The 20,539-nt window shown below is 70.4% G+C and carries 16 protein-coding genes; 12 read left to right on the forward strand and 4 right to left on the reverse strand.

Annotated features, from left to right (window positions below):
• The first annotated feature begins 145 nt into the window (after positions 1-145).
• The 4 genes from ACIGWZ_RS27810 to ACIGWZ_RS27825 all read left to right on the forward strand — a co-directional run bounded on the left by ACIGWZ_RS27810 (position 146) and on the right by ACIGWZ_RS27825 (position 5,826).
• A complete protein-coding gene (locus ACIGWZ_RS27810; RefSeq protein ID WP_400069246.1) occupies positions 146-1,597 on the forward strand; it encodes an amidase in 1,452 nt (483 codons plus the stop codon).
• Positions 1,598-1,984: 387 nt separating this feature from the next.
• A complete protein-coding gene (locus tag ACIGWZ_RS27815) occupies positions 1,985-2,938 on the forward strand; it encodes a nuclease-related domain-containing protein (protein ID WP_400069248.1) in 954 nt (317 codons plus the stop codon).
• Between the two features lie 1,449 nt (positions 2,939-4,387).
• Positions 4,388-4,822 (forward strand): GNAT family N-acetyltransferase, encoded by a 435-nt coding sequence (locus tag ACIGWZ_RS27820; RefSeq protein WP_400069251.1) that lies wholly within the window; start codon positions 4,388-4,390, stop codon positions 4,820-4,822.
• 227 nt (positions 4,823-5,049) lie between these two features.
• Positions 5,050-5,826, forward strand: coding sequence for a class I SAM-dependent methyltransferase (locus ACIGWZ_RS27825; protein WP_400069253.1), 777 nt, complete (start codon positions 5,050-5,052; stop codon positions 5,824-5,826).
• Between the two features lie 144 nt (positions 5,827-5,970).
• On the opposite strand, the gene ACIGWZ_RS27830 is transcribed toward ACIGWZ_RS27825, so the two are convergent.
• Entirely contained in the window at positions 5,971-6,855 is an 885-nt protein-coding gene (locus ACIGWZ_RS27830; RefSeq protein ID WP_400069474.1) for a bifunctional DNA primase/polymerase, read from the reverse strand.
• A gap of 527 nt (positions 6,856-7,382) precedes the next feature.
• Here ACIGWZ_RS27830 and ACIGWZ_RS27835 point away from each other — a divergent pair.
• The 7 genes from ACIGWZ_RS27835 to ACIGWZ_RS27865 all read left to right on the forward strand — a co-directional run bounded on the left by ACIGWZ_RS27835 (position 7,383) and on the right by ACIGWZ_RS27865 (position 13,385).
• The gene (locus ACIGWZ_RS27835) at positions 7,383-7,691 is read left to right on the forward strand and encodes a hypothetical protein (protein ID WP_400069255.1); all 309 of its coding nucleotides are present in this window, start codon (positions 7,383-7,385) and stop codon (positions 7,689-7,691) included.
• Positions 7,692-7,938: 247 nt separating this feature from the next.
• The gene (locus ACIGWZ_RS27840; RefSeq protein ID WP_400069257.1) at positions 7,939-9,162 is read left to right on the forward strand and encodes an acyl-CoA dehydrogenase family protein; all 1,224 of its coding nucleotides are present in this window, start codon (positions 7,939-7,941) and stop codon (positions 9,160-9,162) included.
• Positions 9,159-10,076, forward strand: coding sequence for a bifunctional MaoC family dehydratase N-terminal/OB-fold nucleic acid binding domain-containing protein (locus tag ACIGWZ_RS27845; protein WP_400069259.1), 918 nt, complete (start codon positions 9,159-9,161; stop codon positions 10,074-10,076). The genes ACIGWZ_RS27840 and ACIGWZ_RS27845 overlap by 4 nt, the downstream gene beginning before the upstream one ends.
• Complete coding sequence (locus ACIGWZ_RS27850) at positions 10,076-11,134, forward strand: acyl-CoA dehydrogenase family protein (RefSeq protein ID WP_400069261.1); 1,059 nt, start codon at positions 10,076-10,078, stop codon at positions 11,132-11,134. The genes ACIGWZ_RS27845 and ACIGWZ_RS27850 overlap by 1 nt, the downstream gene beginning before the upstream one ends.
• Entirely contained in the window at positions 11,121-11,510 is a 390-nt protein-coding gene (locus ACIGWZ_RS27855; RefSeq protein WP_400069263.1) for a MaoC family dehydratase, read from the forward strand. The genes ACIGWZ_RS27850 and ACIGWZ_RS27855 overlap by 14 nt, the downstream gene beginning before the upstream one ends.
• The gene (locus ACIGWZ_RS27860) at positions 11,507-12,673 is read left to right on the forward strand and encodes a lipid-transfer protein (RefSeq protein ID WP_400069265.1); all 1,167 of its coding nucleotides are present in this window, start codon (positions 11,507-11,509) and stop codon (positions 12,671-12,673) included. The genes ACIGWZ_RS27855 and ACIGWZ_RS27860 overlap by 4 nt, the downstream gene beginning before the upstream one ends.
• Before the next feature lie 178 nt (positions 12,674-12,851).
• The gene (locus tag ACIGWZ_RS27865; RefSeq protein WP_400069267.1) at positions 12,852-13,385 is read left to right on the forward strand and encodes a SigE family RNA polymerase sigma factor; all 534 of its coding nucleotides are present in this window, start codon (positions 12,852-12,854) and stop codon (positions 13,383-13,385) included.
• 76 nt (positions 13,386-13,461) lie between these two features.
• Here ACIGWZ_RS27865 and ACIGWZ_RS27870 read toward each other — a convergent pair whose 3' ends face one another.
• Positions 13,462-14,355, reverse strand: coding sequence for a hypothetical protein (locus ACIGWZ_RS27870; RefSeq protein WP_400069268.1), 894 nt, complete (start codon positions 14,353-14,355; stop codon positions 13,462-13,464).
• A gap of 213 nt (positions 14,356-14,568) precedes the next feature.
• Between ACIGWZ_RS27870 and ACIGWZ_RS27875 the strand changes: the two genes are divergently transcribed.
• Complete coding sequence (locus ACIGWZ_RS27875; protein ID WP_400069270.1) at positions 14,569-15,135, forward strand: GNAT family N-acetyltransferase; 567 nt, start codon at positions 14,569-14,571, stop codon at positions 15,133-15,135.
• Positions 15,136-15,258: 123 nt separating this feature from the next.
• Here the strand turns inward: ACIGWZ_RS27875 and ACIGWZ_RS27880 are convergent, their stop codons facing one another.
• Both ACIGWZ_RS27880 and ACIGWZ_RS27885 read right to left on the reverse strand, forming a co-directional pair.
• Positions 15,259-16,053: a two-component system response regulator gene (locus ACIGWZ_RS27880; protein WP_400069272.1), complete on the reverse strand. Its 795-nt coding sequence runs from the start codon at positions 16,051-16,053 to the stop codon at positions 15,259-15,261.
• Entirely contained in the window at positions 16,050-20,351 is a 4,302-nt protein-coding gene (locus ACIGWZ_RS27885) for a HAMP domain-containing protein (protein ID WP_400069274.1), read from the reverse strand. The genes ACIGWZ_RS27880 and ACIGWZ_RS27885 overlap by 4 nt, the downstream gene beginning before the upstream one ends.
• Positions 20,352-20,539: the final 188 nt, after the last annotated feature.

Below are 20,539 nucleotides of genomic sequence, written 5' to 3' on the forward strand. Positions count from 1 at the left end.
CCCACTGCCGGCACTGTGACCTGGGGTGGGCCGTTTTCGATGGCAGAACGAGTGCGTCTTTGCCGGTGAAGGTGGCCCGTTCGGCTTTCCCGTTGTGCGAAGCGGCATTTTATGTCCTCTCAGGCAGGTCGATAGCGTCGGATTCATGGAGTTGAATTTTCGGTCGGCCGAAGAGTCCGCGGCCGCGTTGCGTGCTGGTGAAGTGACCTCGGTGGAACTGACCGACGAGGCGATCGCTCGTATCGAGCGGGACGACAAGGTGATCAACGCGATCTGTGTGCCGGACTTCGACCGTGCGCGGGCCGCCGCACACCGTGCCGACCAGGCGCGCGCCCGCGGCGAGGACCGGCCTCTGCTCGGTATTCCGGTGACGGTCAAGGAGTCCTACAACATTGCCGAGCTGCCCACGACCTGGGGCATGCCGCAGTACCGGGACTATGTGCCGCCCGAGGACGCGGTACAGGTGTCGCGGCTCAAGGCTGCCGGCGCGGTGGTGCTCGGTAAGACCAATGTGCCGCTGGGGCTGCAAGACATACAGAGCTTCAACGAGATCTACGGCACCACCAACAACCCGTGGGATCACGGTCGCACGGCGGGCGGGTCCTCCGGCGGGTCGGCGGCGGCCCTGGCGTGCGGGTTCGGCGCGCTGTCCATCGGTTCCGACATCGCCGGCTCGCTGCGCACCCCCGCGCAATTCTGCGGCGTCTACGCACACAAGCCGACACTCGGGCTGGCGGCCACCCGCGGCATGGTCCCGCCGCCCGCGCCGGCATTGCCGTCCGACCTCGACCTCGCCGTCGTCGGTCCGATGGCGCGCACCGCCCGCGACCTCACGCTCCTGCTCGACGTCATGGCCGGGCCGGACCCGCTGACGCTCGGCGTCGCGTACGACGTGACGCTGCCTCCCGCGCGCCACGAGCGGCTCCGCGACTTCCGGGTCTTGGTCCTCGACGAGCATCCGCTCATGCCGACCGGGACCGCCGTGCGGGCGGGCGTGAACCGGGTGGCCGCCGCGCTCGTCGACGGCGGCGCCCGCGTCGAACGGCACAGTCCGCTGCTGCCCGACCTGACCGAGGCCGCGACGCTCTACACGCAATTGCTGGTCGCGAACTCCCCCGCGCGTTTCCCCACCGAATCGCACGAGCAGCTGCAGACCCGCGTCGCCGGACTGCGCGCAGACGACCAGAGCCTGGACGCTGCGCGGCTGCGCGCCATACTGCTCAGCCACAGCGACTGGCTCGAGGCGAACAACCGTCGCGAACTCCACCGCCACGGCTGGCGGCAGCTGTTCGCCGAGTTCGACGCCGTGGTGTGCCCGATCACGCCGACGCCCGCGTTCCCGCACGACCACACCCCCAATCTGCTGGAACGGCGCATCGACATCGACGGCGTCGAGTACCCGTACCTCGACCAGCTCGTCTGGGCCGGCCTGGCCACCATGCCCGGCCTGCCCGCCACCGCCATACCCGCGGGTCGGTCCCCCGAGGGCCTGCCGGTGGGAGTGCAGCTCATCGGTCCGATGTTCGAGGACCGCACCCCGCTGCGGCTGGCCGAACTGCTCGAGCAGCAGATCGGCGGCTTCCAGGCACCGAAGTAGGCGTACTACCGGGTGTCCGTCGAGGACGAGGTGCGGATGACGAACGAGGGCTGGGGCCTGGGTCGGCGCCTTTCACCTCGGCGTGCACGACGGCGAGGCTGACTCGCCTGACCTGCGGCGGAGCGAGACGGCCACATGATCCATCGGAAGAATTGAGAACTGTCGTGAGGTAACCCCTCACCGTGGGTTCACATCCCACAGCCTCCGCAGATGAGGAACGAAACCGGCTTCTGACCGGCAAGTTGGGTCAGGAGCCGGTTTTCTGCGTCCTGCCTGTCGTTGCCCCGTGGTCCCCGCTGTTCACCGTCCGATCGGGCACGGATAGGGCACGGCCTCTACTTGCCCGGGGCGTGGCTGAGATGGCCATCTTGCGTGATCGTGGGCGTCATGATGACCTCGATCCGAGTGGTCGGCATCGGGGGAGTCCACATGGATGAGTTGGTGGTCAAACGCTGGCGCAAAGGTGGCAAGGACCGGCTCTACGTGAACCGGCCGGGGGTGCGCGGCGAACCCGTGGCCTGGTACGACTGCGTGACCGGGAAGGTGGAAGTCCTCGTCACCGAACTCGGCGATGCTGCGTCGGCGAAGATCCAGGAATGGTTACGAGCCGAGAAGCTTCCGCCCCCACGACAGCCAGCAGAGGCCCCCGCGCCGGCTCACTCCCGTGCGGCCGCTGTGCCGACGCTGCCACCCCTGACACCCGAGGATGACCTGGCGCGTAACCGCCCAGGGGATGCCTTACGGCAGATGGCGCGCGAGAAGGAACGCGAACACAGCAGACTCGTCCGCTTGGCCTCGCGTCTGACCCGCGGCACTTTGGTGCCCGAGCCGATTCGACATGGCCTTGAGGGTGAGGCGGTCGTGGGCGCCGCGCTTGAGCGCTTGGCTTCGGCTGGATGGCGCATTCTGCACGGGATCAAGTGGCCGAGCGGTAGCGATATCGACCATGTGGCGATCGGTCCACCTGGCGTTTTCACGGTCAACGCAAAGCACCACGTGGGCGCCAGCGTATGGGTCGGTGAGGTGATGCTGCGGGTCGGTGGCAACAGCACGGATTATCTGCGGAACAGTCTCTCCGAGGCGGAGCGGACGGCAAGGCTCCTCAGCCGCTGGTGTGGAAGGGACGTCCCCGTTCGCCCCGTGATCGGCGTAGTCGGTGCACGCTCGCTGAAGCTCGAAGTGCGCGAGTCACGCGTGCTTGTGGTCGACGGCGCCACCATCGATCAGGCTCTCGCTTCAGCGCCGACCGTCCTGTCCCCTGGCCAGATCACGTCTGTGTACACGGTCGCGCGCCACAGCAAGGTCTGGCTGTCCGCCGACCGATCAAAGCGCTCACGTTAGACGGCGACCGGCCCTACGCGTGGAAGTCGTCTTCGCGTACGTAGGAAGCCGAGTTGAGCGTCAACTCGTTGACACTCGACGGCAGCCGCGATCGCACCTCTTCCCCCGAAGTGGACCGGCTTGGCTCCGAGTTCACTGAGCCGGGCATGGGTGCCGGGCCAGCGTTCGCGACACCGGACGGCAGCCGTTCACGGGTTCGCGGCGGTTCACCAACGAGCGGATCGCAGAACCGGACTGCATCAGAGGGCTGCGGTCGGCGCCGGCAGAGCTTGCTCCACCGACCTCGGGTCACGCCCCGTCGGCGCGCCCGCTGGAGGGCCTCGCAGCAGGTGTCTGGTGGAAGGTCGACGCGATCAGCCGATCCTTACCGTGCTTCCGTTGGGGAGCACGCACGAGTCTCCGGCGTAGGGGTTGTTTTTGACCGTTCCGCCCTGAGCTGTGCACTCTGGGGACGTGAGGGTCGGGGACGTCGCTGCCTGGGCGGCGCCGGCGCCAATGGCGCTCATGGCAGCGAGGGTTACTGTGGCAAAGGCGAGGCCGAGCAGTCGTCGTGTGCTCATGACTCACTACCTCTCCGGTGCCCCCGGCCCGGTCCCCTCTCAGGACGACCAGTTCCTGTAGCCAGGGGCGTCCTCTTACCATCATGGGTGATGGTTGGCAAGTCCGCGAGTGGTGGCGGACGTGCAGCAGGCAACCGGCGCGCGACTGGTGACAGCGGTGCGGTACGGCGGCGCTGTACCCCTCGCATGACCGCCCCGCCCCTGTCCGGCAGCGTCCCTACGGAGCCGTGCGGCGACCGGTTCGACCGTCGCCGACCGATCCGGACGGAGCTACGGTTCAGAAGGTGTCCGGCATCCGCGCCAAGTGCGGGTCAGTTCCGGCCTGGTGGCACCGGCTGCCATCCGACTTCGACCAGAGCGCCCGCCTCGCGGAGCGCCGTTGCCGCGGCGGGGCATCCGTGTGTTCCCCCTTTTGCTTGGCGGCAGAGTAGACCCGGCCGGCCCGTCGCACCCTTCCGATCGGTGATCGGGCCCTTCAACTGGCCGAAGTGCCAGAAGTGCCAGCGGTTACCGGAGTGGACGTAGGCGGGCGCGAGGCTTCGAGGCCATCGCGCTGTGGTTCTCGCGAGAGGAAAGCGCCTATGTGTCCACGAATTGAGGTGTGCCGGGTGGGCGAAATGAATGCGCCGGAGGTTACCGGTTCGGGGGTAGGCGGAATGGGTGTCGCTGTGCCTGTGGCCCGCGACCACCGGCGCTTTACCCGTCCGGACCCTATTCTCCCGCCCCACGCACAGGCGCAGGCACAGGGAAAGGGATTCCAGCCCGATGGGGCGATGGAGTATTGTTTGCGGTAATGGAATAGGAGTGGGCATTGCGGAGGATTGGTGGGGTGGGGGCGATGGTGACGATTCGGCGGGCAGAGGCGCGGGACGGTCGGCGGCTCAGTCGTATGGTGCAGAACTCCGGGGCCTATCAGGGGCCGTACGCCTCGATGGTCGACGGGTATCGGGTGGGGGCCGATTACATAGCGGCGCATCGGGTGTTTGTGGCGGTGGACGATGCGGGCGAGGGCCGGTTGCTCGGGTTCTACTCGTTGATCGTCGATCCGCCCGAGCTGGATCTGATGTTTGTCGCGAACGATGCACAGGGGGCGGGCATCGGGCGGCTGCTCATCGCTCACATGCGGGGAGAGGCACGGCGAGCGGGGATCGATCATGTGCGGGTGGTGGCGCATCCGCCTGCCGAGGGGTTTTACCGGAGCGTGGGGGCGCAGCGGATCGGCACGGAATGGGCGAAGCCGCCGGCGGTTATGTGGGATCGGCCGGAGCTCGTGATCCCGGTTGCGGTGGACTCCGATAGGGCCGCTGAGGAATCTTCGAGCTGATGCGAATTCCGAGGGGGATTCCCAGGGGGATTTCGAGGGGAAATCTGAGGAGTTGTGATGGAGGTTCAGGTGGGGATTCTTCGGGGTGTGGGGATTGATTAAGGGTGCGGGGGTTTCTTCGGGGAGTGAGGGGACTTCGGGGTGCGGTGAAAGAGTCGGTTCGTTGAGGAGTGTTCGGGGCGAATAAGTCGTTGGCGCGTGCGGGGCGTCGCCGCGATGATGTGGCTATGAGTACGTCGCGAACCTTTGAGGAACTGGTGGCCGAGGCCGACGCCGTATCGGTGGCGGGCTGGGACTTTTCCTGGCTGGCGGGCAGGGCCACGGAGGAGCGGCCTTCGTGGCGGTATCAGCGGGCGATGAGCGAGCGGTTGGCGCGCGCGTCGGCGGCGTTGGACGTGCAGACCGGGGGCGGTGAGGTGCTGGCCGAGGCGGAGAAGTTGCCGCCGGTGATGGCCGCCACGGAATCCTGGCCGCCGAATGTCGCCAAGGCCACCGCGCTGCTGCATCCGCTCGGCGCCGTTGTGGTGGCCGATGAGGACGAGCCGCCGCTGCCGTTCGCCGAGGCCGCCTTCGACCTGGTGACCAGCCGCCATCCGGTGACCGTGTGGTGGGAGGAGATCGCGCGGGTGCTCCGGCCCGGGGGTACGTATTTCTCCCAACAGGTCGGTCCGGCCAGCGTGTTCGAGCTGGTGGAGTACTTCCTGGGGCCGCAGCCGGAGGACGTACGGCGGGCCCGCCACCCCGAGGACGCCCGCCGGGAGGCGGAGGCGGCGGGGCTGGAAGTGGTGGATCTGCGGGCGGAGTCGCTGCGGACCGAATTCTTCGATATCGGGGCGGTCGTCTACTTTCTGCGGAAGGTGATCTGGATGGTGCCCGGGTTCACCGTCGACGGATATCGCGAGCGGTTGCGGGAGTTGGACGGGCTGATCCGTCGGGAGGGGGCGTTCGTGGCCCATACGACGCGGTTCTTGATCGAGGCGCGTAAGCCCGATCGTGTCGCGTGAGCCCGACCGTTCCGCGCAGGCCAACTGTTCTGCGTGAGCCCGACCGTTCAGATGAGCCGGCCCATTCCGCGTGAGCCGGCCCGTACCGGATGTGCCGAGGGGACTCGCGTCGCCCTGCCCGCGGGTGTGGTGAGCCGCTTGCGCTCAGTGCGCCTGGCGTCGTCCCGCCGAGGCGATCGTCGCCCGCGCCTCCTGTTCGGACAGTCCCGTACGGCAGGCGGCGTCGATCAGCCGGGCCGCCAGCTCCTGGGCCAGGCCGGCCTCGTGGGCGCGGCAGGCGGCCCAGAAGAGGCGGGCGTTGCGCTGGCCGTCGGGGGAGGTGCGGACGAAGCGTACGAGGGCCGCGGCGGGCTGTGGCGGGATGGCGGAGGGGGCCTCGTGGCGTGGTGGCGGGGGAGTGAGGAGGGCGAGCAGGGCGCGCGGTACGGGGGCGGGCACGCGGGGTGCGCCGGGCGCGAGTACATAGCGGCCGTGGGCCGTGAGGGAGCCGGGTCCGACCAGATAGCCGCCGGCTCCGCGGATGTCGATGCCCGGGGCGAGCCGTCCGACGGAGTTGGGAACGGGGGGCGCCGGCGGGCCGGTGAACCAGAGATGGTGACCGCCGCTCGGGGTGCGGACCGTCACCGTCGGCGGCAGCGGGAACCGGTGCGCTTCGGCGAGGAAGCGCAGGGCGGTGAGCGCGTCGGCGCCGTTCTTGGTGTCGAGGTCGATGCCGATGAGGTGGTGCGGGGGCAGGCCGCAGGCGATGCCGTATCCGGTGGCCCAGGGGGCCGCGGCGAACATCCGGCGGATGCTGAGCGGGTCGGTGCTCGCGTCGTGGACGCCGTGCCCGATCCGGCCGCAGGCGCCACGGCAGGGCGGCGACTCGGGGTGGCCGCGGTGCGGTGAGCGGACGGCGGGGTGTTTCGTGCGGGTCAGCGGGATGACGGCGTAACCGCGCTCGGCGGCGTGCAGGGCATGGGCGAGGGCGGCGGAATGGGGGTCTTCCCCGCTCGAACGCGGTTGAGGGCCGGGTCCGGATGCGGGCAGGACGGTGTCCCCCGGGTCGGCCGGAGTCCGGTGGGGGGCCCGGTGGGCGGCGGTTCGGCGGCGTTGCTTCGTGGCGTGCCCATGGCTCTATTTTCGTATAAATGTTCGAAGAAGGGAAGGGGTGGAAGGGGAGGGTGGTGGAGAAAGGGCAGGTCAGAAGGGCTTGGGGGCGTGAGTGGGGGCGCTGGGGTGCGGAGATGGTTTATCCGATGTTCCTCATACTTGCGAGGGAATCGACCCTTGATGACGGGTTCGCCGGGGATTCGGTGGGCAATCCTGAGGTCGCGACGTCGAGGCACGCGCCGGGTGGTCGGCCAACTACCCGGTGAAATCACGGAGTTGGCAAACGGAGTGGGTACTCGGAGCCGGCAATCGGAGTTGGCGATCGGATCGGACCCGGCAGGTCGAACAGGCCGAGCGGGTCGGATCCGGCGGGCCAGGTCCGGCGGGCCGGATCCGGCAGGCAAGTCGATCAGGTCCGACAAGTAGATCAGATCCCAAAGTTGTATTCCGTAGGAGGAATTGACATGGCAAGCACCCGTACCGCCCGCGTCATTGCTGTCGCCGCCGCCCTGCCCTTCGCGGCCGTTCTCTTCAGTGGTGTGGCGCAGGCCGACAACGGCGGCCTTGCGAACAACGGGTCGAGCGCGGCCGCAGTGAGCCAGACGGGGACCGGTGTCGCCGGCAACAACCACGGAAACTCGACCACCGGCCAGCAGGTCGCCAATGGTGCCGGTGCCTCCAACCAGAACAACACCGCGAGCGTGAACGGCTCCGGCTTCACGGCCATCGACCAGACCAACGCCACCGTCAGCTTCGGAAACAACATCGGCTGATCCTTCCGCGGCCCTGAATGAGCAGGGGATGCCCCGGTGCCGCCATGGGGAGTGGCGGCCGGCCGTGAGGTGAATCGACAGGTGATCGGTCGGGGTCGGCGTGGCGGGCAGGGCTGCCCGGGGTTCACCGCGCCGACCTTGACAGCGAGCGGGTTTCTGACGGACAGTCAGAAACCCGCTCGCTCGTTCGTACGCCCGGATCTCCTGTGCACCGGACGTACGGCCACCAGAAGGGGAGGCCGCCGACGTGCACCTCGCCCCCACCCCGCGCCAGGAGCAGTTGCGTACCGAACTCCGCGCCTACTTCCGGGAAGTGCTGCCCGACGGCCCGGTCGAGGATGCCGCCGAGCAGCGCGCGGTCCTCCGCCGGATCGGCGCCGACGGCATGCTGGGCCTGGGGTGGCCGACCGCGTACGGCGGCCAGGGGCGCGGCCCCGACGAACAGTTCGTCTTCTTCGACGAGGCCTACCGCGCGGGCGCGCCCGTCTCCATGGTCACCCTCAACACCGTCGGCCCGACCCTGATGAAGTACGGGACCGGGCCCCAGAAGGACTTCTTCCTGCCGCGCATCCTCAGCGGTGAGATCGTCTTCGCGATCGGCTATACGGAACCGGAGGCGGGCACCGACCTCGCCGCCCTCCGTACCCGGGCCGTAAGGGCGAACCGAGGGCAGGAGCAGGGGCGGGAGCGGGACGGTGGCCAGGAGCAGGACCAGGACCAGGACCAGGAGCACGACTGGCTGATCGACGGGGGCAAGAGCTTCACCAGCAACGCCCACCAGGCCGACTGGATCTGGCTCGCCTGTCGCACCGACCCCGACGCCCCCAAGCACAAGGGCATCTCCATCATCCTGGTGCCCACCGATGCACCCGGCTTCTCCTGGACCCCGATCGAGACGGTCGGCGGGCTGATGACCACCGCCACGTACTACGACGGCGTGCGCGTTCCGGCCGGGAACCTCGTCGGCGAGGAGAACGCCGGCTGGCAGCTGATCACCAATCAGCTCAACCACGAACGGGTCGCGCTCGCGGCGATCGGCATGCAGGCCGAGGACGCCTTCGGCGCGGCGCTGGCATACGCGCGGGCCCCGGACCCGGAGACCGGCGAGCGGCCCGCGGACCGGCCGTGGGTGCGGTCCCGGCTCGCCGAGGCGCACGCCCGGCTCGCCGCCACCCGGCTGCTGAACTGGCGGCTGGTCGGGGACGTGGGCGCCGGAACGCTCGGCCCCGGCGACGCCAGCGGCGTGAAATTCGCCGGTACGGAGAGCACCGTCGAGGTCTACCGGATGTGCCAGGAAGCGGTGGGTGACGCCGCCCTCGTGCGGACCGGATCGCCGGGCGTCTTCGGGCACGGCGAGCTGGAGCGGATGAACCGTGCGGCGCAGATCAACACCTTTGGGGGCGGCGTGAGCGAGGTCCAGCGGGAGATCGTGGCGACGATGCGGCTGGGGATGCGGAGGGGACGCCGGTGAGCGGGATCCCGTACGAGCGGCTCAAGGCCTTCGAGGGAAGGGTGGCGGCCACCGCCGGCCGTGGCCGGGACCCGGTCAACGAGCCGATGATCAGGCACTGGTGCGAGGCGATGGGCGACACCAACCCCGCCTACCAGGGCCCCGACGCGATCGCCCCGCCGACCATGCTCCAGGCCTGGACGATGGGCGGGCTCTCGGGGCACACGGGCCGCTCGGGCGCGCACGACGAGCTGTTCGGGCTGCTGGACGACGCCGGGTACACCTCGATCGTCGCCACCGACTGCGAGCAGGAGTATCTGCGTCCGCTGCGCCCCGGGGACCGGATCGTCTTCGACGTGGTGATCGAGTCCGTGTCGGAGCGCAAGACGACCAAGCTGGGGACCGGGCACTTCGTCACGACGCGGATGGACGTCCGGGCGGAAGGGGATCCGGAACCGGTGGGGACGCACCGGTTCCGGATGCTCAAGTACGCCCCGGCGCCGAAGAAACCACGGGTCGGACGGCCGCGTCCGGTGATCAACCGGGACAACGCCGGGTTCTGGGACGGGGTCGGCGCGCACCGGCTGCTGATCCAGCGGTGCGGCGGCTGCGCGACGCTCCGCTTCCCCTGGCTGCCCGGGTGCGCCGCGTGCGGGTCGCCGGAGTGGGACACCGTCGAGGCGGGCGGCGAGGGCACCGTCTACTCGTACGTCGTCATGCACCATCCGCCCTTCCCGGCCTTCGACCCTCCCTATGCCGTCGCCCTGGTCGAGCTCGCCGAAGGGGTGCGGATGGTCAGCAATGTGGTCGGGGTGCCGTACGACAAGGTGCGCATCGGGATGCCGGTGCGGCTGGAGTTCCTGCGGGTGGCCGGGGACGCGGACGGGGAGTGGGAGCTTCCGGTGTTCCGCGCAGTGGTGGGGAGCGGTGGCTGATGGACTTCACGCCCACGGAGGAGCAGGCCGCGGCCCGGGAGCTCGCGGCGCGGATCTTCGGCGACCTCGCCACGCACGAACGGCTCGCGGCCGCCGGTACGGGCACGGACGCCGAGCTGTGGAAGGCCCTGTGCGCGGCCGGGCTGCCGGGTGCGGTCGAGGAGATCGGGCTGCTGGGGCTCGTACTGCTGCTGGAGGAGCAGGGGCGGGTCACGGCGCAGGTGCCGTTCGCCGCGACCTGCGCCTACGGCGTGCTGGCCGTCGCCCGGCACGGCACGGACGAGCAGCGCGCGCGGCTGCTGCCCGGCCTGCGGGACGGCACGCGGGTGGCGGCCGGAGCGTTTCCGGCGCAGCCCGGCGTGCGGGCCGAGCGGCGACCGGGAGCGGCGGGGCGGCTGACCGGCGTGGTCCCGGCGGTGCCGTGGCTGCGCGAGGCCACCCATGTCCTGGTGGCGGACGCCGGGCGGACGCTGTGGCTGGTACGGACCGATGACGACGGGGTGCGGCGGGAGGCGGTGGAGACGACCGCGCCGTGGTCGGCGGGGCGGCTCGGCCTGGACGGGGCGCCCGCCGAGCGGCTGGGCGGGGACGGTGCGTACGGCGATGTCCTGGCCACCGCCCGGACCGCCTGCGCCGCCCTCCAGGCCGGAGTGTGCGCGGGCTCCCTGGCGCGCGCCGTCGCGCACACCACCACCCGCGAGCAGTTCGGACGGCCGCTCTCCACCAACCAGGGCGTGCTGCTGCGCGCCGCCGATGCGTACATGGACACCGAGGCGATCCGGGTCACCGCGTACGAGGCGGCCTGGCGCCGGGATGCGGGGCTGGACGCCGGCCCGCACGCGCTGACCGCCGCCTGGTGGGCCGCCGAGGCGGGCACCCGGGTGGTGCACGCGGGCCAGCATCTGCACGGCGGCATCGGCGCCGACGTCGACCATCCCGTGCACCGGCACTTCCTCTGGGGCCGGCAGCTGGCCGCGTATCTGGGATCCGGGGCCCAACTGCTGGAAGAACTGGGCGAGTTGCTGACCAAGGAGGAGGCCGGGCATGAGAGCCGGTGACGAGCTGCCGCAGCTCACCGTCCCCATCACCCGCACCCTGATCGTCGCCGGCGCCCTCGCCTCCCGCGACTACCAGGACGTGCACCATGACGCCGAGCTCGCCAAGGAGAAGGGCTCGCCCGACATCTTCATGAACATCCTCACCACCAACGGCCTGGTCGGCCGCTACATCACCGACCACTTCGGGCCCACCGCCGTGCTCCGCAAGGTGGCGATACGGCTCGGCGCGCCCAACTGCCCGGGGGACACCATGGTGTTGAGCGGTACGGTCACCGCTGTCGACGGCGGTACGGTGCAGGTGCGGGTCACCGGCGCCAACCGGCTCGGCCATCACGTCACGGGCACGGTCACCGTCCAGCTGGAGGCCGCCCGATGAGCCTGCGCCGCCCCGACTCCCTCTCCGGCCGGGCCGCCATCGCCGGCATCGGCGCCACCGAGTTCTCCAAGGACTCCGGCCGCAGCGAACTCAAGCTCGCCGTCGAGGCCGTGCACGCCGCCCTCGACGACGCCGGGCTCACCCCCGCCGACGTCGACGGCCTGGTCACCTTCACCATGGACACCAACCCCGAGATCACCGTCGCCCAGGCGGCCGGCATCCAAGAGCTGTCCTTCTTCTCGCGCGTCCACTACGGGGGCGGCGCGGCCTGCGCCACCGTCCAGCAGGCGGCCCTGGCCGTCGCCGCCGGCATCGCCGACGTCGTCGTCTGCTACCGCGCCTTCAACGAGCGCTCCGGCCGCCGCTTCGGCTCCGGCGTCCAGCAGCGCGAGCCGTCCGCCGAAGGGGCGGCGCTCGGCTGGAACCTCCCCTTCGGGCTGCTCACCCCCGCCTCCTGGGTCGCCATGGCCGCCCAGCGCTACCTCCACACCTACGGCCTGACCCCGGACGCCTTCGGCCATGTCGCGGTCACCGGCCGCCGCCACGCGGCCCGTAACCCCGCCGCGTACTTCCACGGCAGACCCCTCACCCTCGCCGACCACGCCGCCTCCCGGTGGATCGTGGAGCCGCTGCGGCTGCTGGACTGCTGCCAGGAGACCGACGGGGGCCAGGCGATCGTCGTGACGTCGCCGGAGCGGGCCCGCGATCTGCGCCACCGGCCCGCGCTGATCACGGCCGCGGCGCAGGGGGCCGGCCGTGCGCAGGAGCAGATGACCAGCTTCTACCGCGACGATCTGACCGGTCTCCCCGAAATGAACGTCGTGGCCCGGCAGTTGTGGCGCACCTCCGGTCTCGCCCCCGACGGCATCGATGTCGCGATCCTCTACGACCACTTCACGCCGTTCGTGCTGATGCAGCTGGAGGAGTTCGGCTTCTGCGGGCCGGGCGAGGGGGCCGATTTCGTCGCCGCGGACGCGCTGCCGCTCAACACCCATGGCGGGCAGCTCGGCGAGGCGTATCTGCACGGCATGAACGGCATTGCGGAGGCGGTGCGGCAGCTGCGCGGCACGTCCGTCAACCAGGTACCGGATGCGGCGCAGGTGCTGGTGACCGCGGGGACCGGGGTGCCGACCTCGGGGCTGGTGCTGGGCAGGGACGGCTGACGGTGCGCAGGGTGGGCACCGGCTCCGGCCGGCTGCCCCGCCGACCACCTAGGGGTAGCGGCGGGGCAGTCCGCCCTAAGGAGGTGCAGCCTGGGCCGGCCGTACAACTTGAGGGGGAGAGGTCTTCGGCACCTGGGGCCGATCCCTCACCCCCACCCCCGCTTCTAGCGTGGAACTCATGACCACGCCAGTGTGCAAGGGCGCTTCGGCCGCCGCTGTGTTCCCGTCGTTCTCGTCCTATGTACGGGCCCGGGGGCCGGTCCTGCTGCGCGCCGCGCGGTCGCTGTCCGCCAACCCGAACGATGCCGAGGACCTGCTCCAGACCGCGCTCGCCAAGACCTTCGTGGCGTGGGAGCGGATCGAGGACCACCGCGCCCTGGACGGCTATGTCCGCCGCGCGCTGATCAACACCCGCACCTCCCAGTGGCGCAAGCGCAAGGTCGAGGAGTACGCCTGCGACGAGCTCCCCGAGCCCGATACGGCCCCGGTCCCCGACCCGGCCGAACTGCAGGGCCTGCGGGACGCGATGTGGCGCGCGGTGATGCGGCTGCCCGCCCGGCAGCGGGCCATGGTCGTCCTGCGCTATTACGAGGACCTGAGCGAGGCCCAGACCGCCGAGGTCATGGAGGTCTCGGTCGGCACGGTCAAGAGCGCCGTGTCCCGCGCCCTGGCCAAGCTCCGGGAGGACCCGGAGCTGGCGATGATCGGGTAGGGCGGGCGGGTACGGCGGTCTGCCGGGGGCGGGGCCGGTGAGGGTGACCGGCGATCGGCGATCGGCCGGTCGGGCCTCAGCCGAAGAACACCGAGGAGACGTCGTCGTCGAACCCGAGGGTGCCGAGGTCGGCGACGTCACCCTTGATGACCTTGGACCTGCCGGTGCAGTCCGGCCCGGACCAGATCTTCAGCGAGCCGGCGGCCTGGAGGGACGAGGCGACATCGTCCCGTGCGACGTTCCGGCAGCCGGGCCCGGCCAGCCCCTGGGCGCCGTTGTCGGCGAAGCCGACGTCGTCGAAGAGGGTGGCGCTGGTCGCCGGCTTCCCCTGCTGCCCGCCACCGGTGTCGCCACCGGCGGGCCGTCCGGCCTTCTGTCCGTCCGGGGTCACCCCGAACCACGTCCCCTGGACACCCTGCCCGTTGGTGTCCCCGGGCCGGAGGTCCTTGCTGAAGCGATAGACGGGCCAGCCGCCGATGGTGACCTGAAGCGCACCGTCGTCCCGCTTGATCACACCGACCGCGGACTTCTTCACCCCGTCGATGAAGATCTTCCCGCCCGGTGCGACGACGACCGGCGGCCAGGTGGACGCGCAGGCACCGTTGCAGCGGGACGTGGACGGGTTCGCGCTGTCCTTGTCGAACCGGTAGAGCGTGAAGCCCGCTCCATTGACCACCACCGGGTCGAGATCACCCGCCGCGGACGCACTCAGCTGCACCCACTTCTTCGCCACCGGCCGCGCCGCGGGCTTCCCCGGCCCATTGGCCCAGTCGCCCGTCCGGGGTGCCGCGTGGTGCTTCTTCGCCGTACCGCTCAGAAAGTCCAGTTGCCGGGCCGCGGACCGCCCCGCGCCGGCCGCCGTGTCCTTGGCGGCGTCGGCCGCGGCCGACGCGGACCCGTCGCCGTTGCCCCCACACGCGGTGAGCAGCAGCGCCGCTCCCGCCGCCGTGGCCGTAGCGATCAATCCCATGCGCTGACGGAACATCGAACTCTCCCCCTGATCTGGCACTCCGGACCTCCCGGACCGCTCGCCACCCAGTACGGGCCGGGTTCCGCGGGTGGCTCAGCCGGTTACGTTCCCGGGACGCAACGGAGACGGCTCCCGGACAACGCGACAATCGGAGCGAGGAGTTCCACCGGGAATGCGGGTGCGGGGCCCGGGGGCCCGCGTTACGTTGGCCCGATGGTCGAACCCTCGACCGCACTCCGGACCGAGCGCCTGATCCTCCGCGGCTGGCGGGAGTCCGACCTCGCCCCCTGGTCGGCGATGAACGCCGATCCCGAGGTCCGCAGATACTTCCCGGACGTGCTCACGCGCGAGCGGAGCGAGGCATCGGTGGCCCGCTTCCAGGCCGCTCTCGAACGGCGGGGCTGGGGGTGGTGGGCGGTGGAGGTGCGTGCCACCGGAGAGTTCATCGGGTTCACCGGGCTGGATCCGGTGGACGAGGGCATGCCGTTCACGGGGGTGGAGACCGGCTGGCGCCTGGCCCGGTCGGCCTGGGGCCACGGCTATGCCACCGAGGCCGCCCGGGCCGCCCTGTCCTTCGGCTTCAACTCCCTCGGCCTGCCGGAGATCCTCGCCGTGGCGGTGGCGACCAACCACCGTTCCCGGGCGGTGATGCGGCGCATCGGCATGCGCCACGACCCCGCCGACGACTTCGACGACCCGACCGTCCCCGAGGGCCCCCTGCGCCGCAGCGTCGTGTACCGGATCCGGCCGCGGGGGCAGCGGCCCACCGTCCGCGAGTGAGACCGGGCGCCGCCGCGTTCGGCCGTGAGGGCGCCCGAGGAAGCCGAACGGTTCCTCGGGCGGCGGTGGCGGGCGGGGGCGTCGACCGTATGCGAGGGCCGGGGCGCCCGGGGCGGCGTCGGGCTACGTCCCCCGGCTCACCAGCATTCTGCCCACCGCCTGTTCCAGCTCCGCGATGCGGTCGGCGAGGCCGGGCGGTTCGGCGCCCGGTGCGTCGCGCAACATGCCCTCGATCTCGGTGAGCTGGCCGACGACCTCGGCGAGGCGGGCGGCCTCGCCGGCACCGGTGGCGGTCAGGGCGTCCTGCCCCGGGGCGATGCCGGTGTCCGGCGGAGGGGCCTCCGCGGCCACGGGGTGCTCCGGAAGTTCCACGGTGTCCACGGGCGGCGCGGGCCGGCACGAGGCGGGCGGCGCCGCTGCCGGTGCGGAGTGGTCGACGGGCGCCGGGCCCGACTGCTCGGCGGCTTCCTCCGAGGTCAGCAGCCGCTTCAACTGCTCTGCCTGGGCGGCGAGTTGGCGGTTCTTGCGGTGCAGTTCGAGGAAGACGTTGACCTTGGTGCGCAGCAGCCAGGGATCGAAGGGCTTGACGAGGAAGTCGGCCGCGCCGACGGTGTAGCCGCGGTAGGCGTAGTTGGGGTCCACGGAGGCGCCGGTCAGGAGGATGATCGGGACGTCCTTGGTCTGGTCGAGGCCCTTGATGTTGGCGGCGGTCTCGAAGCCGTTCATGCCCGGCATCAGGACGTCGATGAGGACGACGGCGAACTCCTGGCGCAGCATCGCCTTGAGCGCTTCCTCGCCCGAGCGCGCGCGGACCACGTGCTGGCTGAGCGATCCGAGGACGGCTTCGAGGGCGACCAGGTTCTCTTCCATGTCGTCGACGATGAGGATGCTGGCGGTGCTGTCGGGTGTGGTGGTCATGTGGCCTCCCCCGCCGCGCCGTCGGCCAGGTCCTCGGCGGCCGGTGCCTCGCCGGCCGCCGTGCCGGGGGCGCCGTTGCCGGACGCCGCATCGGTGTTCGCGTCCGTCGCCTCGGCGGCTTCGGGCTCCGGCCGTACGACCCCGGTACGGTCCTGGGGATCGAGGAGTCGGCAGATCACCGCCAGCAGCCGGTCGACGTCGACCGGCTTGGGGATGTAGTCGTCGGCCCCGCTCTCGATCGCCTTCTCGCGGTCGCCCGGCATGGCCTTCGCGGTGAGCGCGATGACCGGCAGGTCCGCGAAGCGGGGTGCGTGACGGATCGCCTTGATCATCTCGTAACCATCCATTTCGGGCATCATGATGTCCATCAGGACCAGCGACACATCGGGTGTGCGGTCCAGGACCTCCAGGCCTTCGCGGCCGTTCTCCGCGTACTTCACGCTGATGCCGACCCGGCCCAGTACGTGCGTGAGGGCGAAGACGTTGCGGATGTCGTCGTCGACGATGAGGATGCGGCGGTTGGCCAGCACCCGGCCGGGGCGGCCGCTCAGCCATTCCCTGAGCCGGGTGGTCTCCGGCCAGGTGACGTCCGAGCCGTCGGGCCGGGGGGTGGACTGGATTCCGGTGCGGGGGCGGGGTTCCGCGGCCGCGGAGGTGTCCCCCGGAGGCTTGGCGAACGAGTCCTTGGCGGGTTCGGCGCCATCGGCCCGGCGCTCCGGGGTCTGCTTGCCCGGTGCGGGAACTTCACGAAGAGTGGCCGCGTTGTCACGGGTAGTGGTCGAGGGTGTGGAGGCCGGGGGCGGGGAGAGGGGGGAGGCGGCGGTGTAGCGGGCGGGGACGAAGAGGGTGAAGGTCGAGCCGATGCCGGGCTCGCTCTCGGCGATGATCCGGCCGCCGAGCAGGGCGGCCATGTCGCGGCTGATGGAGAGGCCGAGGCCGGTGCCGCCGTACTTGCGGTTGGTGGTGCCGTCGGACTGCTGGAACGCCTCGAAGATGCCGTCGAGTTTCTCCGGGGGGATGCCGATGCCGGTGTCCTTGACCGCGAGGGCGATGACGACATCGGCGTTGTGCAGGGACTCCTCGGTGAAGCCGGCGGACGGTACGCGTTCGACGCTGAGTTCGACGCCGCCGGTGGAGGTGAACTTCACGGCGTTGGAGAGGAGGTTGCGCAGGATCTGCTGGAGGCGCTGTTCGTCGGAGAACAGCTCGCGGGGGACATCCGCGCCGACCTTGACGTCGAAGGACAGGCCGCGGTCGACGGTGAGCGGGCGGAAGGTCGCCCGTACGTAGTCGAGGAGCTTGTCCAGCGGCAGGGCCTTGGGGTGCACGTCCATCCGGCCGGCCTCGATCTTCGACAGGTCGAGGATGTCGTTGATGAGCTGGAGGAGGTCGGAGCCGGCGCGGTGGATGGTGACCGCGAACTCCACTTCCTGTGCGGAGAGTCGGCTGTCGGGGTTGTCGGCGAGGAGGCGGGAGAGCACGAGCAGGGAATTGAGGGGGGTGCGCAGCTCGTGCGACATATTGGCGAGGAATTCGGACTTGTACTGGGAGGACGTGGCCAGCAGGGCGGCCTTCTCCTCCAGCTCGGCGTTGGTCAGCTGCAGCTCGTCGGAGCGCTGGCGCAGCTCGGCGGTCAGTCGCTGGGACTCCGAAAGGAGGGACTCGGTACGGGAGTTGGCGATGATGGTGTTGATGGAGACGCCGATGGTGTTGGCGAACTGGTCGATGAACGCCAGGTGCACTTCGCTGAACCGGCTGAACGACGCCAGCTCGATCACGCCGAGCACCTGGTCCTCGAAGAGGACGGGCAGGATGACGACGCTGGCGGGGGCGGCGGCGCCGAGTCCGGAGCGGATCTTGATGTAGTCCTGGGGGACGGCATCGACGAGGATGCGCTTCTTCTCCATGGCCGCCTGGGTGATCAGGCCCCAGCCGGGGGTCCCGGGGCTGGGCAGCGAGCGCCGCCCGTCGGCCTGCCCGGTTCCGTAACCGGCGATGAACTCCAGCCCTTCGCCCGGCTCGGCGCCCGCCTCGGCCAGGAAGAACGCGCCGAACTGCGCGTTCACCAGCGGCGTCAGCTCGCGCAGGATCAGATCGGCGACCTCGACCAGGTCGCGGTGGCCCTGCATCAGACCGGCGATACGGGTGAGGTTGGACTCCAGCCAGTCCTTGGCGCGGGTGGTCTCGCGGAGGTTGGCCACCATGAGGTTGATGTTGTTCTTCAGCGCGGCGACCTCGCCCTGGGCCTCCACGGAGATGGAGCCGGACATGTCGCCCTGGGTGACCGCGCTGGCGACCTCGGCGATCGCGCGGACCTGCGTCGTCAGGTTCAGCGCCAGCTCGTTGACGCTGGTGGTGAGCTTCTTCCAGGTGCCGTAGACGCCCTCGACCCGGGCCTGCCCGCCCAGCTGCCCCTCGCTGCCCACCTCGCGGGCCACTCGGGTCACCTCGGAGGAGAACGAGGACAGGGTGTCGACCATCGTGTTGATGGTGGTCTTCAGCTCCAGGATCTCGCCGCGCGCGTCCACGTCGATCTTCTTCGACAGGTCGCCCTTCGCCACGGCCGTGGCCACCTGCGCGATGTTGCGGACCTGGGAGGTCAGGTTGTCGGCCATGAAGTTGACGTTGTCGGTGAGGTTCTTCCAGACCCCCGATACGCCGTGGACCTGCGCCCGGCCGCCGAGCCGGCCCTCCGTGCCGACCTCGCGGGCGACGCGGGTGACCTCGTCCGCGAACGCCCGCAGCTGCTGGACCATGGTGTTCACGGTGTCCTTCAGCTCCAGGATCTCGCCGCGGGCGTCCACATCGATCTTCTTCGACAGGTCGCCGTTGGCCACGGCCGTGGTCACCTGTGCGATGTTGCGGACCTGGGAGGTCAGGTTCAGCGCCATGGAGTTGACGTTGTCGGTGAGGTCCTTCCAGACCCCGGATACGCCCCTGACCTGCGCCTGACCGCCGAGGTTGCCTTCGGTGCCGACCTCGCGGGCGACGCGGGTGACCTCGTCGGCGAAGGCGGAGAGCTGGTCGACCATGGTGTTGATCGTCGACTTGAGCTCCAGGATCTCGCCCTTGGCCTCCACGGTGATCGTCTTGCCGAGGTCGCCCTCCGCGACGGCGGTCGCCACCAGGGCGATGTTGCGGACCTGGGTGGTCAGGTTGTCGGCCATGAAGTTGACGCTCTCGGTGAGGTCCTTCCAGACCCCGGACACGTCCCTGACCTGCGCCCGGCCGCCGAGCCGACCTTCGGTGCCGACCTCGCGGGCGACGCGGGTGACCTCGTCGGCGAAGGCGGAGAGCTGGTCGACCATGGTGTTGATCGTCGACTTGAGCTGGAGGATCTCGCCCTGCGCGTCCACGGTGATCTTCTGGCTGAGATCGCCGTTGGCCACCGCCGTGGTCACCTGCGCGATGTTGCGGACCTGCCAGGTCAGGTTGGACGCCATGAAGTTGACGTTGTCGGTGAGGTCCTTCCAGACCCCGGACACGCCCCTGACCTGCGCCCGGCCGCCCAGCTGGCCCTCGGTGCCGACCTCGCGGGCGACGCGGGTGACCTCGTCCGCGAACGCCCGCAGCTGGTCGACCATCTTGTTCACGGTCAGCTTCAGCTCCAGCAGCTCGCCGGTGGCCTCCACCGTCACCTGCTGGGTGAGATCTCCGCGCGCCACCGCCGTGGTGACCACCGCGATGTCCCGCACCTGCGCCGTCAGCCGCGACGCCATGGTGTTGACCGCCTCGGTCACATGCAGCCAGTCGCCGGAGAGGCCCTGGGCCTTGGCCCGGCCGCCCAGTCGTCCCTCGGTGCCGACCTCGCGGGCCACCCGGGTGACCTCGCCGGTGAACAGCGACAGCTGGTCCACCATGCGGTTGACGCCGCTGCCCAGGCGGCGCAGATCGCCGCGGAGCTGGCGGTTGCCGTCGTGCAGATCGACGTGCTGGGTCAGATCGCCGTCGGCCACCGCGTCCAGCACCCGGGTGGCCTTCGAGACCGGGACCACCAGCGCCTCGAGCACGGTATTGGCCGCGTCGACATTGCTCGTCCAGCCGCCCTGGCCGGGGCTCGCCGTGACCCGTTCGTCCAGCCTGCCCTGCCGGACGATCTCGCGGCGGATCCGCTGGAGCTCCTCGGCCAGATGCGCATTACGGGTCACGATCTGGTTGAAGACCCCCGCGATATCGGCCAGCACGCCGTCGTGGACGCCGTCCGCATGGGCCGTGAAATCCCCGTCGCACAGGGCATGCATGGCCGCCAGCAGCAGCCTGAGATCGCCGGTGCGGACCTGTTCGAGGTCGCCGGGCATCGGCTGCGGGGCGCGGGTGTCCCTCTCCTGCCCATCAGGCGTGGTGGGGCAGGGGGCAGGGGATGGGGAGCGTCCCGGGTGTGGAGGTGGAGAAGCGGAGTCAGGCCGGGCCGGGTCGAGGGCCATGGCGCACCATCCCCCCAGTGATCCATTTGGGCAGATATGTCATAGTATAAAGCGCTCGCAAT

The organism is Streptomyces sp. NPDC053427 (assembly GCF_044544985.1).
Taxonomy (GTDB): Bacteria; Actinomycetota; Actinomycetes; order Streptomycetales; family Streptomycetaceae; genus Streptomyces.